Below are 15,664 nucleotides of genomic sequence, written 5' to 3'. Positions count from 1 at the left end.
TAATAAAAAAAGCCTTTTCGGTTAGTTCCGAAAAGGCTTTTTTTATTATATAAAGTAAAAGATGGGTTAATCTTCGACCATTTCGCTGTTTGGAGCGCTTTCTTCTACGGTTTCCTGTTTAAAATAGTGTTTTTGGAAAATCAGGATTAAAATAACGCCTACAGATATAGAAGCGTCAGCCAGGTTAAACACCGGGCGGAAAAATATATAATCCTGCCCGCCCCAAAGCGGTACCCAGTTAGGGAACACGCCGGATATCAGCGGGAAATAAAACATATCAACCACACGGCCATGAAACAACGGCGCATAGTGATAGATAACACCATAAAAAGTAGAGTCGATGATATTGCCAACCGCGCCGGCTAATATTAAAGCGCCGTTCATTATTAAGCCACGGTGGTATTTATGTTTAATTAAATAAACAATACCCCAGCAAATAACCACCACCGCCACAATGCGGAATAAGGTCAAAGCCAGTTTACCCCAATCGCCACCCAGCTCCATGCCAAAGGCCATGCCATTGTTTTCAGTATAGTGCAGCATGCCGCGGTCGCCCAGGAATTTTATTTCCTCGCCCTGGTACATATGGGTATGCACCCAGATCTTAATGATCTGGTCGGCAATAATTATTAATAAAGCGGTTAAAAAAGGTTTGACGTAAACAGCCTTCATTTATTGCTTCAATTTAGCTTCCATTGTAAGGGTGGTGTGCGGCACGGCACGTAAACGCTCTTTCGGTATTAATTTACCGGTTTCGCGGCAAATACCGTAAGTTTTATTTTCAATGCGCACTAATGCGGCCTCTAATTGCTCAATAAATTTTTTCTGGCGCGCGGCTAATTGATTGATCTGCTCTTTCTCTAAAGTTGCCGATCCGTCTTCAAGCGTTTTATAAGTACCGGCGGTATCATCTGTACCGTTAGCGTTTGGCGAGCTTAAAGAAGTTGCCAGGGCATTTAATTCTTCTTTAGCGCTTGCTAATTTATCTAATAACAGGTCTTTAAATTCTTTCAACTCGGTATCACTATACCTGGTCTTTTCGTTTTCTACTTTCATTTATACTTTATTAATAGCAATAATTAATTCGTGTTCACCAATGGTGTGTTTTTCACCGTCATTTAGCTGATTATCAAAGGTTATGCTGTCAGCTAAAATTTCGGCGCAAATATATAATAAATTCTTATTTACCGCTTCTTGAATAATTGCGGCCGCGTTTGTTATAACAGTTATTCTGTCGGTAACTTCAAAACCTGTGTTTTTACGCATGTTTTGTACCCTGTTAATAAACTCACGCGATATCCCCTCCTCTTTTAATTCGTTGGTAAGGGTAACATCTAAAGCCACGGTTAGTTTGCCTAAATTTGCTACCTGCCATCCCGGAACGTCTTCGGCGATGATTTCTACGTCAGTATTTAGTATCAAGTATTTAGTATCAAGTACTGCAATCTCTCCTTTTTCTTCCAGTTCGGCTATATCGTCCTGCGTAAAATTGTTGATCACTTCTGCAACGGCTTTCATATCCTTGCCCACTTTTGCGCCTAATGCTTTAAAGTTTGGCTTGATCTTCTTTTTAATAAAGCCGGCGGTATCGGTAATGTACTCTATATCCTTAATATTTGTTTCAGAAAGGATCAGGTTTTTAACCTGGTCGACCTGTGCTTTAAAGCCTTTATCCAGTATCGGCAATAATATTTTGCTTAACGGCTGGCGTACCGGTATCTCTACCTTTTTACGTAATGACAATGCCAACGACGATATATCCTGAGCCATTTGCATACGCTCTTCCAGTTTGGTGTTTACCAGATCAGCATTATATTCGGGGAAGTAAGACAGGTGAACAGATTCAAAAGCTTCTTTCCCGGTTACGCTGTTCAGATCGGTATATAAACGCTCGGCAAAGAACGGCGCTATCGGCGACATCAGCTTAGCTACCGCAATTAAGCAGGTATATAACGTTTGATAAGCCGAAAGCTTATCGGCCGAGTTGTCCGACTTCCAGAAACGGCGGCGGCTTAAACGCACAAACCAGTTACTTAAGTTGATATCCACAAAATCCTGGATAGCGCGGGCGGCTTTGGTAGGCTCAAAATCAGCATAAAAACCGTCAACCTCTTTGCTCAGGCTGTTTAATAATGATATGATCCACTGGTCAATTTCAGGGCGGTCATTAATGGCTATCTCCGGCTCGGCATAGGTAAACTTATCGATATTGGCATACATCACAAAGAATGTATAAGTATTGTAAAGCGTACCGAAGAATTTACGGCGGACCTCATCAATACCATCAACGTTAAACTTCAGGTTGTCCCACGGCGCGGCATTGCTAATCATGTACCAGCGCGGGGCATCGGCGCCAAACTGCTCAATAGTAGCAAACGGATCGACACCGTTACCTAAGCGTTTTGACATTTTATTGCCGTTTTTATCCAGCACCAACCCGTTTGATATCACGTTTTTAAACGCTACACCTTTATTGCCAACGGCTGCATTAACTGCTTTTATCTCGTCGCTGGCTTCGCTTAGCATTACCGCTATAGCGTGCAGGGTAAAGAACCAGCCACGGGTTTGATCCACACCTTCGGCAATGAAATCGGCCGGGTAGGAGTTTTTAAATTCTTCTTTATTCTCAAACGGGAAATGCCATTGCGCGTAAGGCATAGCGCCGCTATCAAACCAAACGTCGATCAGGTCAGGCTCACGGAACATTTTGTTGCCGGTTGATGAAACCAGGATCACATCATCAACATAAGGCCTATGCAAATCAAATTCTGAATTATGGAGTGATTGAATTATTGATTTGTTTTTCTCCAATTGTTCGGCAGATAAAGCGCCGCTTTCAACTGCAGCTGCCAGTGCGTCTTTTAACTCTTTTATAGAGCCTATACAAAGCTCCTCGCCGCCATCTTCTTCACGCCAGATAGGAAGTGGTGTACCCCAGTAGCGCGAGCGCGACAGGTTCCAATCCACCAAATTCTCCAGCCAGTTACCAAAACGGCCGGTGCCGGTCGACTCCGGTTTCCAGTTGATGGTTTTGTTCAGCTCCACCATTTTATCCTTAACGGCAGTGGTTTTAATGAACCAGCTATCCAGCGGATAGTATAAAATAGGCTCATCGCTGCGCCACGAGTGCGGGTAGCTGTGTTCGTATTTCTTAACGTCGAACGCTTTGTTCTCGGTCTTTAATTTTATCGATATTAGTACGTCGGTCGGTTTAAAACCTTCAACCGCGCGCTCATCGGCGCTGCAATAATCTTCTTTAACGTAGTAGCCTGCAAATTCGGTAACCTCATCAACAAACTTACCCTGCTTGTTAACCAACGGCACATCTTTGCCTGCTTCGTCCTTCACCATTACGGCAGGTACACCGTTTTCTTTAGCTACCCTAAAGTCATCGCTACCAAAGGTTGGGGCAATGTGTACTATGCCGGTACCATCTTCGGTAGTAACAAAGTCGCCCGCTATAACACGGAAACCATTTGTTTGAAGATCGTCGTTGGTTACGTACGGCATTAATTGCTCATAGTGCACACCAACCAGTTCAGCCCCTTTATAGGTCCCTTTTATTTCCCAGGGGATGATCTTATCACCGGCTTTATAATCAGCAAACGAAGCATTTTCGCCATCAGCTTTAAATAACTTGCTAACCAGGTCCTTTGCCAATACAACGGCAATAGGCTCGAAAGTATAAGGGTTAAAGGTTGATACTTTTACGTAGCTGATCTTTTCGCCAACAGCTAAAGCGCTGTTTGATGGTAAGGTCCACGGTGTGGTAGTCCAGGCCAGGATAAATAGGTCAGAAGTAATATCAGCATACAAAAACTCCGAATCCTGATCACGCTTAACTTTAAACTGCGCGGTAATGGTAGTATCCTTCACCATTTTATAAGTGCCCGGCTGGTTCAGCTCGTGCGAGCTTAGGCCGGTACCCGATTTTGGCGAATAAGGCTGGATGGTATAGCCTTTATATAAAAATCCTTTATCATGCAATTGCTTCAGTATCCACCAAAGCGACTCGATATAGTTGTTCTCGTAAGTTACATACGGGTGCTCCAGGTCAACCCAGTAGCCCATCTTTTCGGTCAAATCGTTCCAGATATCGGTATAACGCATAACCTCCTTGCGGCAGGCATCGTTATATTCTTTTACGGTGATTTTTTTGCCGATGTCTTCTTTGGTGATGCCCAAAGCTTTCTCTACCGCCAGCTCAATAGGCAGGCCGTGGGTATCCCAGCCGCCTTTGCGTTTTACCTGGTAGCCCTTTAAAGTTTTGTAACGGCAAAAAATATCCTTTATGGCGCGGGCCATAACGTGGTGAATGCCCGGCATGCCATTGGCACTTGGCGGGCCTTCGTAAAATGTATATGGGTTATTGGCAGGGCGGCTGCTAATGCTTTTTTCGAAGATGTTATGCTTCTTCCAAAACTCCAGCACATCTTTGCCTGTTTCCGATAAATTTAACTGCTTATATTCCTTGTACATTAGCCTATTACACCTCAAATTTTAGAGGTTGCAAAAATAGGTAATTTACAGCGTAATACATATATTATAAGATGAAATTGTGGTTATGTTATTAAAATAACAAAACCCGCTTTCGGCGCAGCGAAGAGAGCCGCGTCTGCAGATAGATTTAGTAGTAGGTGTTTGCCATTAGCGTTTTATTATATGGATCGTGCCTACGGCACTCAATTTATTTTTTTTCTTTTTCGCCGGGTTAAAACCCGGCGCTACAATATTGGTCGAGGCTACGCCTCTTTTTATTATTTATTACACCGTTAAACCCCTGTGCTATAATATTTGGCGAAGCTACCCCTCTTGATTGATTGTCCATTAATTCACCTATACCACCAAATAAAGAGCCGTAGGCTCGATTTATATTGTAGCCACAGGTGTTAACCGGTGGGAAACGTTATACAATTCGCAACGAGTGCCGTAGGTATGATCCATATAATTATTGCAATATTGGCCGCGGCTACGCTTCTTCTTTGAGCAATTGCCCGTTAATTCACCTATACCACCAAATAAAGGGCCGTAGGCTCGATTTATATTGTAGCCACGGGTGTTAACCCGTGGGAAACGTTACACAATTCGCAACGAGTGCCGTAGGTACGATCCATATAATTATTGCAATATTGGTCGGGGCTACGCCTCTTCTTTGATTATTTGCCTATTAATTCACTTATAACGCCAAATTAATAAAGAGCCGTAGGCTCGATTTATTTTGTAGCCACGGGTTTTAACCCGTGGTGAAGATTAAATAACATTTAACGAGTGCCGTAGGTACGATGCATATAACTTAGCTTTAACACATCGCAATAAATTTTCATTAAATTTACCCTAACCACAATCAATCTTGAACCAGCATGATCAGACATAAATTAACGCGATATATAATTGTTTTGATAGCCCTGCCCCTTGGCACTTACGCCCAAAGCAGCAACAACTTTAAAGCTACCGACAGGTTTTTTGGCGTACATTTTGATTTTCATGCCAACCCCGATACCAAAGGCATAGGCAAAACATTGACCAACGAAGATGTGGCCTACATGCTGAACAATGTACAGCCCGACTATATCCAGGTAGATACCAAGGGCCATCCCGGCATCTCAAGCTACCCAACAAAGGTGGGTGTTGCCGTACCCGAAATTGCAAAGGACCCGCTGCTGATCTTCCGCGAAGAAACGGCTAAGAAAAGCGTTGCCCTGTTCTCGCATTTTTCGGGCGTGCTGGATGCGCAGGCGGTAAAAGATCATCCCGATTGGGCGCGCATAAACGCCAATGGCAAGCCCGATGCCGGCGCGACATCCATTTTTGGCAACTATGCCGATGCTTATTTTATCCCGCAGTTAAAAGAGCTGAGTGATAAATACAATATTAACGGTGCCTGGGTTGATGGCGAATGCTGGGCGCTGCAAGCCGATTTCTCGCCGGCAGCCATAGAAGCCTACAAAAAATTTAGCGGTAAGGTGGATGTGCCGCACTCAAGAAAAGATGCCGACTGGGCAAATTATATACAATTTACGCGCTATGCCTTCAGGCAGTATTTAAACCATTACTTTAACGCGGTACATAAATTTAATCCCAGGTTCCTTATCACCAGCAATTGGTCGTTTTCTTCGTTTATGCCGGGGTCGGTTGAATCGCCGGTCGACTATTTATCGGGCGATTTTACCAGCGACGCCGTACCCGATGTAAATTTTGAGGCACGCGCCCTGGCCCCGCAAGGCAAGCCGTGGGACCTGATGGCCTGGGGTTTTATGAGTGATAAGAACGGCAAAGGGTTTTATTGGAAAAGCGCGCGCCAGTTAGAACAGAAAGCAGCGCTGGTATTGTCGCAGGGCGGTGGCTACCAGGTTTATGTTCCGCAAAAGCGCGATGCATCATTACAATTAGAAATGGTGCCGACATTAACCGAAATATCAAAATTTGCCCATGCGCGTAAGGCTTATTGCTACCAAACAACGCCGATACCACAGGTAGCGTTATTGTTATCTGCCTATGGGCATTATAATGAGTCGCCGGGCGTGTTTGAGAACGGGCAGGGCGGCAATAACAATGTAAAAGGCACGCTGGCCATGCTATTAAACTCGCAATACAGTGTACAGTTATTACAGGAGCATCATTTGCAAAACAACCTGGCCGACTACCCCATATTGGTTATATCCGAATGGAAAAAGCTGCAGCCTGAGTTTGTGATAAAAATTGAAAACTATGTACGCGGGGGTGGTAAAGTTTTAGCCATTGGCGATAAGCACATATTTACTAACTCGCTACCCGAAACTGTAACAACAAGCACTGATAATATAGCTAAATTGCCGGTGCGGATGCAAACTTATGGCAAAGGTATGATAGCTTGCATTGATGATAATATCTCACTTAAATATGCCAAAACAGGAAATGATACCTTGCGACAGGCGGTAGCAGGAATAGTAAGTAAATTGTTTCCGCATCCTAGGGTAGCTGTTGGCGGGTCGGCAAAGGTGCATGTTACTATCAATAGGAAAAATAAGTCGACGCTGATCCACCTGGTGAATGTGAATGATCACTACGATACGCTGCCAAATAACCAGCTCGATTTTAAATTACCGGCCATTGCCGATAAATTAGCAGTTACGGTTAATATGCAGGTAAAACCGGGTGTTATCCGGGTACAACCGGGTAATATTTCGGTACCGTTTACTTATGCTAATGGCACGGTTAAGTTTAATGTTGACGGGGTTGATGTTTATTCGATAGTGGAGATAAAATAGAGGTGTTCCATGGTGTTCCACCCGTTCCATGGTGTTCCACTTTTAAAAAATGGAACACCCTGTGAACTGCGAAAAAGAGAATGAAATCATCGCCTGCTTTTCCGTAAATTTGACTAATGAAAAAACTCATCCTCAGTTTTGGTTATGCTTTTAAGGGATTGGGCCATGCGGCTAAAACGCAGCTAAATTTCAGGGTGCACCTGGTGGCATCTATACTGGCTATCTTTATGGGATATGCTTTGCATATAACTGTAAACGAGTGGCAATGGGTAATCCTCTGCATCGCCCTGGTTTTAATGGCCGAGCTGTTTAACACCGCCTTTGAGTTTTTGGTCGACCTGGTATCACCGGAGTATAATGAACTTGCAGGCCACGTAAAAGACATTAGTGCCGGGGCAGTTGTTATAGCAGCGTTGTTTGCCCTGGCAACCGGCGCTATTATTTTCTTACCCAAATTGCTGTCGCTTATCCATGCTGCATAAAACCCGGGGCATCGTTTTAAAAACCACGGACTATGGCGAGAGCAGCGTTATTGTACAGGTGTTTACAGAAAAGCTGGGGTTGCAGTCGTACATTATTAACGGGGTAAAAAAGCCCAAGGCAAAAATAAGCCGAAACATGCTGCAGCCGCTTCATCTGTTGGATATGGTGGTGTATCATAAAGCTGCGGGTAACGTACAACGGATAGCCGAATTGAAGACATCGCCGGTATTGCTCAGCATCCCTTACGATGTGATAAAAAGCAGCATGGCCCTGTTTTTAAACGAGGTGCTGTATAAGTCTATCCGCCAGCAAACTGCCGATGAGAACCTGTTTGATTTTGCATTCAGCGCGATAGAATGGCTGGATCACCAAACTGTGGGGCTGGCTAATTTTCACCTGTTGTTTTTAACGCAGCTTACCCGTTACCTGGGTTTTTATCCCGACAGGTACCAAGCCAATGAAGCTGATTATTTTGATCTGAAAAATGGGGTGTTCATCAAATATAAGCCCGATAGCTTTTCATACCTGTCGCCGCCCCATACGCAAAACTTTGGCCGGTTATTGCAATGCAACTTTGAGGGCTTACCCACATTAAAACTAACTAATGATGAGCGCAGATATTTAATAGCCAAGCTGCTTGAATACTACGCCCTGCATATAGAAGGTTTTGGCAATATCCATTCGCACGGGATATTGGAAGAGGTGTTGGGGTGAGGCCCTATACCTGCAGCCCTAAAACTTTCTTCTTTATAAAATCTATAGAGGAGTCGGGCAGGTTTGTGCCGGCGGTTTGTGTTAGGGTATTGTCGTTATTTATTTTCAGTTCGGCGGTAATATTATCATCTATAGTCACGTGAAGCATTTGTTGTTCTTTTTCTACCAGGCAATTTACCTCGCGGCCAGAGTAGTGTAGTTTAAACTGGTATTTTCCGTCTTTTTCGGCTGGTGTTGTATCTTTTAACTCGATCATGGCTTGGTGTTTATTTTTAATAACACCACAACGGTCAGGATGTTTACTCCCTTTAAATATAAAAAACCTTTAACCAAAAAGAGAGAGCGTGCAGGCTCTCTCTTCTGTATTAACTGACTCATTAACTTACCATAAAGAACATTTGGTGTAGTTCGATAATAACAATTGTACAAATATAAATTCTACATGATTAATAGGTTAATATTCCGCGTGGTTTTAACGTGGATTTAACACTATACTTTTGCACAACTAGCTAATAATTAACATTTAACGCCCTTAAAACGCCTAAACTATCTTATTATAGCAATGTAGCCGCTAACTTTAGACTTATTATTACTGTTAAGGTCAATAACATAATAATACGTGCCAACAGGTAAGTTTTTGCCATTAAGGGCACCATCCCATGGCTTGGCATAGCCCTTTGATTGATATACCAACTCGCCATTGCGGCTGTAAATATTAACTAAACAGTTTGGGTAACTTAATAAACCGCTAATGGTCCAAAGGTCATTAATGCCATCGCCGTTTGGTGTGAATGCTGTTGGCGGGAGTATTTGAAGTGGCGGTTTAATAGTCACAGTTACCGGCGCGCTGGTAGCAGGTGCCGCGCAGCCGCCCGATAATATTGTACAGGTAACCTTATCGCTATTTGAAAAAGTTGATGAGGTGAACGTAGCGCTGTTTGTACCTGCAATATTTCCATTCACCTGCCATTGGTAAGTTATAGTGCCCGTAGTATTTAATGGCGTTGCTGTAAATGTAACAGGAGTGCTCTCGTATACATTATTAGCCGATTCGGTTATAGCAACAGTTGGCGCCGGGTTTGCAGGCGAAGTAATGTTTACTGTTAGGGAATTTGAATTTCCTGTATTTGTAATAAGGCATGGTGTCGACTGGTTAGTGAATGTGCAGCTAACTATATCCCCATTAAAAAAATTGACGCCGGTGTAGGTGGCGCTGTTAGTGCCCACATTGTTACCGTTTAGCTTCCACTGATAAATTATGTCAGCGGCGGGTTGGCTCAGGGTAGCGTTAAAGGTAATAGATTCGCCCGAACAAACCGCGCCATTTGCAGACGAAGTTATGGTTATATTCAAGGTTGACATAGAGGTTACGGTAAGCCCTGCATAAGTGCCCGAATTACTTGCCGAACAGGTAGCATTATTAGTCACAGTACATTTAACAACATCAGTACTTGCAACTGATGGCGCTGTATAAGTAGTGGCATTTGTGCCAACGTTGGCACCATTAACCTGCCATTGATAGCTTGGGTTAGTGAGATCGCTTAAATTGCTAACATTTGCGGTAAAAGTAACTGACGTGCCGGCACAAATATTTTTAGTGCCCGGGGATACAGTAACTATTGGCTGTATGCCGGACGTAACCGTTATTAATTGCGAAACAGGTGTAGCGTTGTCATAATTTGCATCACCTGCCTGGTTCCCGCTAATATTGGTAGTGCCTAAACCAACTATATGTATTGTTCCGCTGGCATTTATTGTGGCAACAGCCGGATTGCTGGTTGTGTAAGAAAGTGGGTTTATTGCCGATGTTGTACTTGTTATCCCGCTTGGAAAATCTGCATCACAAATTGTTTTTGGTGCAATTACCGGGAATAATATTATCTGCCTTAGTTTAAATGTTTCTGTATAAGTTTTGACGCCCGCTGTGAAGTGTGCCGAAGCAACTTGCGATGCCGTAAGGGTTACTGTGCCCGGGCCTACCCAGTGTAATACATTATTGGCATCAACCGAAATAACATTTGGGTTACTGCTGGTATACATAATAGGAGCTTCAGTATTATTGCTGGTGACAGATGGGGTAACCGTATCATCGGCATTGATTTTTAAAGCAGGCGCATTAAATGTAATGGTAGTTGTGGACGTGTTTGCAACTTCAAGTTGTAATGGAAAACTATTACTGCCACCACCATTATAAGCGGTAATGGTATAAGTTTGCATTAATGTCGGTGTTGTAGGGCTTCCACCGATGATGCCGGTTTTTTTATCAAACACCAGGCCCGCAGGTAAGGGTTTGTCTATCTCGTAACCCGATACAACTATTTTAACTACTTTATATTCGTTATCGCCAATATACAGGTTGCCCAACCCATCAAGCACGGCACCAACAACCGTCTGAGTTGGTGCAAATGTAGCTACGGTAGTTACTACGTTATCAGGTGTTATTCTTACTACCCTGTTATTGCCCTGGTCGGTTACATAAAGGTTGCCGGTACCATCAACCTTTACATCGCGGGGGGAGTTTAGCGTACCTGCCGGGAAGGGAACAGTAGTAACAGTGCCATTGGCCACTTTTTGTATACGATTATTACCCGCATCAGCAATATATAAAATACCACCTGAAGCGTCAATGCCAACACCGCTGGGATCCTTAAGCGGACCGGCGTCAAAAATGGTAGATACCTGGCCTGATTGCGCATCTATTTTCCTTATTAAATTATTCTCGAAGTCGGCTATATAAATATTGTCGGATGCATCTATCGTTATCCCCCGTGGCGCATTAAAAGTTGCAACTGTCCTCGAGTTATTAGTTGAACCGAAAGTGCCATTTATGCTGCCGGCAAAAGTTGATACATCACCCGCAGGGGTTATTTTTCTTATCGAATTATTTTTCTGGTCTGCTACATATATATTGCCAAATGAATCTAAAGCTATACCTATAGGGCCCGTGAAATTAGATTTACTGCCAATCCCGTTAGTCTGGCCAACGGCACCGGTGCCGGCTATTGTTGTAACAACACCCGTTGCTGCATCTATTTTTTTTATTTGATTTCCATTAGTCATTGTCACGTATATATTTCCATATACATCTGTAGCAACAGCTGTGGGTCTGCCTAACCCCGGGTCTATGTTGGTTTTTGTGCCATATATTGCAGCCGGTACCGCGCCGCCGGTATTAGTTGGCGATATGTTAACAAAATTTGAACCGGGGCTTACAGTTTGCGGCGACGCATAACTGATATTTGGCGGAGGGATTTTAGCCGGCTTAGACGGGCCATCTACCTGGATAGTTACGGTAGTGGCACTACTGCCACTTGTATTATAAGCGGTTATGGTATAATTCGTAATTTCGAAAGGCACCGTAGGCGTACCACTAATGGTACCTGTTGTACCATCAAATATTAGGCCAGGCGGCAAGGCTTTGTCAATAGCGTAACCGGTCATGGCTAATGTTCTAACGCGATTATTCCCCTTATCTGCTATGTATATATCGCCGGTATTATCAATCGCAATGTCAACCGGTATGGCAAAACTTGCAGCAGAGCCAATTGCATCTGTACTTCCGGCCTTACCTGCAGTATTACCGGCCACGCTGGTAAGATTGCCATTGGGATTTAACTTAAAGATCTGATCTTTGCCTGCAAAATAAAGATTGCCAACGGCATCAGATCTCATCCCGTAAGGCACCCCCGACACATTTATATTTATACCGGTGAGGGTATTTACCATCCCGTTAGCTATAACCCTTACAATACCAATTATTGAATCGTTTACATATACGGTTCCCTGGCTATTTACAGCAACATACAGTAGCCCCCTGAATGTTGCTGTATTGGCAGGCCCGTCTTGGGTGCCTGAGGCACCTGTACCCGCGAGCGTGGTAACAACCCCTAATGGAGATATTTTTCTGATAGCATTATTGGCCGCGTCGGCTACATAAATATTGTCGGCCGCGTCAATAGCCAAACCATACGGTTGTTTAAACTGGGCAAGAATGCCTGTGCCATCTACAAAACCGGCAGCACCGCTGCCCGCAAATGTGCTGACTATACCGGTTATCGCATCTATTTTGCGGATAGTATTGTTTGTATTATTAATTGCATTATCAGCCACAAATATGTTTCCATGACTATCAACCACTACCGATGATGGGCCGGTAAAGGTTGCTGAAAGTCTTGGCCCATCGGCGCTCCCTGCCGTGCCCGCCTGCCCCGCAAAAATAGTAACTGCTCCCGACGGGTCTATCTTTCGTATTGTTTTATTGCCAAAATCAGCCACGTAAAGATTGCCTGCCGCATCAAAATTTAGCGATGTAGGTCCATTAAAACGCGCAACCGTTCCGGCACCGTCGAAGCTACCCTGGGCACTGCCGGCAAAAGTAGTTACCTGCCCATAAACTTTTGCAGGTACTGCACCGCCATTATTGGTTGGTTGTAATGGAGTTATGGCTGTACCTACTGTATAAACCTGCGGGGTTGCATAAGTAATGTCAGGTGGAGCTAATGCCTGAGGTGTATTTATTGCGTTTACAGTAATGTTAACGGTTGTAGTGCTTGAGCCGCTTGCATTATAACCGGTAATAGTATAAACCGTTGAAGGCCATGCTGCTGTAGGGGTACCGCTGATTTTACCGGTTGTGGCATCAAATACCAAACCTGCCGGTAAGGATTTATCAATGGTATAGCCTGTTAAATTTAGCTTGCGTATTAGGTTATTGTCCTGTTCGGCAATGTACAAATTGCCTTCAGTGTCAAAATTTACGTCTTCGGGCCGTTTAAAGGTCGCTGTGGCAGCAGGGCCATTTGCAGAACCCGATACGCCGGAACCTGCTATTACAGTTGACGACCCATTGAGTGCCATTTTAATGATTTGCTGCTTATTAAGTATGGCAATATAAAAACTACCGTCAGGGCCTATTCTAATGCCCGCTGGTATTTGGCCGTTTGTTCCGGAGATAGTAGTTACTACTCCTAAAGGAGTTATTTTCCTGATCGCGTTATTGCCGGCGTCGGCAACAATTATATTTCCTGAAGCATCTACAGTTAAATTGGTTGGTCCGGTAAATTGGGCCGTAACGCCGGTTCCATTTACAAAGCCGCTAAAACCATTACCCGCCAGGGTAGTAACATCACCCACCGGCGTTATTTTACGGATGGCATGGTTGCCGGTTTCTGCTACATATAAATTGTCTGAGGCATCTATAGCTAGACCATAGGGGCCATTAAAAGTTGCATTTGTCCCCGTAGCATCGTTAAACCCTGATACTCCGCTGGTACCTGCAAAAGTACTTACACTACCTGGTTGCCCGGGCGTTATTTTACGAATAGTATTAGCCGTATAATCCGCGACAAACATATTGCCCCGGCTGTCAAAAACTATCGATGTGGGGCCGGTAAAGGTCGCGGTTGTGATCAGCCCGTCTAAGTTGCCCGGCGTGTTCATAAGGCCTGCGAAAGTGGTAACCACGCCACCGGGTGCAATTTTGCGTATTACTTTATTATTAAAATCTGTGGAATATAAGTTACCTGATGTGTCGCTGGTTAATGATTGCGGGTAATTAAAACTGGCGGTTGTTCCGGTACCATTGGTATTTCCTGATAAGCCGGTACCAGCAACAGTGGTTACCTCGCCATAAGCATAAGCAGGTATGGGGCCACCGGTATTGTTTGGCCGTAAAGTTGTTATTGGGGTGTTTACCGTGTAAACCTGCGAGCTTGGTACATAACTAATATTTGGGGGATTAATAACAACTGGTGCAGCATTTACTTTTATATTAAGTGGAAAACTACTGCTACCAAAATCATTATATGTAGTAATAGTATAAGTAGTTGCCGGTGAAGGGGTGGTTGGTGTTCCGCTAATTGTACCATTTGCAGTATTAAATACTAAACCAGCCGGCAGGGGTTTGTCGATATCATATCCGCTTAATAATATCTTCCTGATAGTATTGTCACTGTCTGATATGTATAAATTACCTGCTTTATCTAATACTGCACCAATGGGAGCACGGAATCGAGCAGATAATCGGTTTCCGTTATCTGATCCGCTGTCTCCCATGACACCAGCTAATGTAGTTACCAAGCCGGAGGGGTCAATTTTCCGGACAGTAAAGTTGTACGAATCGGTAACGAAAATATTACCTAATGCGTCAACCACTAAATCCCAGGGATATCTGAAACGAGCTGCTGTACCAACGCCATTAATTGAACCAGGAACCCCATTCCCTGCAACTGTTGAAACTATGCCCGCCTGTGTAATTTTCCTGATCATACAATTACCATAATCGGCGACATAAATATTATTGGACGCATCAACTGCTAAACCAGATGGTCCATGAAATCTCGCTGTTGTTGCATCACCATCAGTGGTTCCGTTAACTCCTGCTTTACCGAAACTAGTTACTACGCCAGCCTGGCTAATTTTCCTGACAATACTATTCATGTAGTCGGCCACGAAAATATTCCCAAGCCCATCAACAACAATATCATAAGGGAAATTAAAGCTTGCTGATGCTATTGGCCCATCAGTTGATCCCATGGTGCCGGTACCGGCATAGGTGGATACAATGCTATTGGTAGTTATTTTTCGTATAAGTTGATTGCCTTGATCGGCAACATAAATATTATCTGCATTATCTGTCGTTACACCATTGGGATTACTAAAACTTGCGTATGTTCCGGTGCCATCAACAGCCCCAGCTAAACCTGTACCTGCAAACGTACTTACGATCCCTCCCGGGGTGATTTTCCTTACAAGATGTCTGGCATTATCAGCCACATAAATATTATTATTGTTGTCAACAGCTAGCCCCCTTGGTGAATAAAAACTTGCTACAGTAGCGATGCCATCTGCTGATCCTGCCTGACCGCTACCTGCGAAGGTGCTAACTCGTCCATATTCATTTGGTGGAACAACCCCCCCTATGTTGTTTGGTTGTAAAGGCGCTATTAATGTGTTTACAGTGTAAACCTGCGAGCTCGGTGCGTAACTAATATTTGGTGGAGCTTGGGCCCAGGCGATATTATTAACCAGAAAAAGCAAACCACACACCAATCCCCTCCGGCAAAAATTGCCGCTAAAAAAACTTTGTATTACGTTTCTTACCAGGTTCATAGGGCAGGGGTTATCAAAAATAAAAAAAATACCCTGAATGCCAATAGCTTAACACCATAAAAATGAACAGTGAATGTTATGCATGCATAACATTTTTAACGTAAATTTTA

General features: G+C 43.8%; 8 protein-coding genes. 3 read left to right on the top strand and 5 right to left on the bottom strand.

Features of this window, described 5'->3' with window-relative positions; translation table 11 throughout:
- Nucleotides 1-66 precede the first annotated feature (66 nt).
- Genes ABIB50_RS08990 through ileS form a run of 3 tightly spaced genes read right to left on the bottom strand, consistent with a single transcriptional unit; the run spans nt 67 to nt 4,479 of the window.
- Complete coding sequence (locus tag ABIB50_RS08990; protein WP_429379088.1) at nt 67-672, bottom strand: lipoprotein signal peptidase; 606 nt, start codon at nt 670-672, stop codon at nt 67-69.
- Nucleotides 673-1,056 (bottom strand): TraR/DksA family transcriptional regulator, encoded by a 384-nt coding sequence (locus tag ABIB50_RS08985; protein WP_429379086.1) that lies wholly within the window; start codon nt 1,054-1,056, stop codon nt 673-675.
- Nucleotides 1,057-4,479 (bottom strand): isoleucine--tRNA ligase, encoded by a 3,423-nt coding sequence (gene ileS / locus ABIB50_RS08980; protein WP_429379084.1) that lies wholly within the window; start codon nt 4,477-4,479, stop codon nt 1,057-1,059.
- An 881-nt stretch (nt 4,480-5,360) separates the two neighbouring features.
- On the opposite strand from ileS, the gene ABIB50_RS08975 reads away from it, so the two are divergent.
- The 3 genes from ABIB50_RS08975 to recO all read left to right on the top strand — a co-directional run bounded on the left by ABIB50_RS08975 (nt 5,361) and on the right by recO (nt 8,444).
- Nucleotides 5,361-7,247 (top strand): hypothetical protein, encoded by a 1,887-nt coding sequence (locus ABIB50_RS08975; protein WP_429379082.1) that lies wholly within the window; start codon nt 5,361-5,363, stop codon nt 7,245-7,247.
- A gap of 116 nt (nt 7,248-7,363) precedes the next feature.
- Nucleotides 7,364-7,729 carry a diacylglycerol kinase family protein gene (locus ABIB50_RS08970; protein ID WP_429379080.1) on the top strand — a complete coding sequence of 122 codons (366 nt, stop codon included), beginning with the start codon at nt 7,364-7,366 and terminating at the stop codon, nt 7,727-7,729.
- A complete protein-coding gene (gene recO, locus ABIB50_RS08965; RefSeq protein ID WP_429379078.1) occupies nt 7,719-8,444 on the top strand; it encodes a DNA repair protein RecO in 726 nt (241 codons plus the stop codon). Before ABIB50_RS08970 ends, recO begins: the two co-directional genes overlap by 11 nt.
- Before the next feature lie 4 nt (nt 8,445-8,448).
- On the opposite strand, the gene ABIB50_RS08960 is transcribed toward recO, so the two are convergent.
- Both ABIB50_RS08960 and ABIB50_RS08955 read right to left on the bottom strand, forming a co-directional pair.
- Complete coding sequence (locus ABIB50_RS08960) at nt 8,449-8,700, bottom strand: hypothetical protein (protein ID WP_429379076.1); 252 nt, start codon at nt 8,698-8,700, stop codon at nt 8,449-8,451.
- A 290-nt stretch (nt 8,701-8,990) separates the two neighbouring features.
- Nucleotides 8,991-15,554 (bottom strand): gliding motility-associated C-terminal domain-containing protein, encoded by a 6,564-nt coding sequence (locus tag ABIB50_RS08955; RefSeq protein ID WP_429379074.1) that lies wholly within the window; start codon nt 15,552-15,554, stop codon nt 8,991-8,993.
- Nucleotides 15,555-15,664 lie beyond the last annotated feature (110 nt).

The organism is Mucilaginibacter sp. UYCu711, assembly GCF_050433825.1.
GTDB lineage: Bacteria > Bacteroidota > Bacteroidia > Sphingobacteriales > Sphingobacteriaceae > Mucilaginibacter.
The sequence above is the reverse complement of the archived record's forward strand: the minus strand, read 5'-3'. Positions and strand labels throughout refer to the sequence as shown.

What these genes read in the sequence shown, in the direction of transcription:
- ABIB50_RS08990 (WP_429379088.1), bottom strand. Translation starts at nt 672, where the DNA reads ATGAAGGCTGTTTACGTCAAACCTTTTTTAACCGCTTTATTAATAATT.
- ABIB50_RS08975 (WP_429379082.1), top strand. Translation starts at nt 5,361, where the DNA reads ATGATCAGACATAAATTAACGCGATATATAATTGTTTTGATAGCCCTG.
- ABIB50_RS08985 (WP_429379086.1), bottom strand. Translation starts at nt 1,056, where the DNA reads ATGAAAGTAGAAAACGAAAAGACCAGGTATAGTGATACCGAGTTGAAA.
- ileS (WP_429379084.1), bottom strand. Translation starts at nt 4,479, where the DNA reads ATGTACAAGGAATATAAGCAGTTAAATTTATCGGAAACAGGCAAAGAT.
- ABIB50_RS08955 (WP_429379074.1), bottom strand. Translation starts at nt 15,554, where the DNA reads ATGAACCTGGTAAGAAACGTAATACAAAGTTTTTTTAGCGGCAATTTT.
- ABIB50_RS08970 (WP_429379080.1), top strand. Translation starts at nt 7,364, where the DNA reads ATGAAAAAACTCATCCTCAGTTTTGGTTATGCTTTTAAGGGATTGGGC.
- recO (WP_429379078.1), top strand. Translation starts at nt 7,719, where the DNA reads ATGCTGCATAAAACCCGGGGCATCGTTTTAAAAACCACGGACTATGGC.
- ABIB50_RS08960 (WP_429379076.1), bottom strand. Translation starts at nt 8,700, where the DNA reads ATGATCGAGTTAAAAGATACAACACCAGCCGAAAAAGACGGAAAATAC.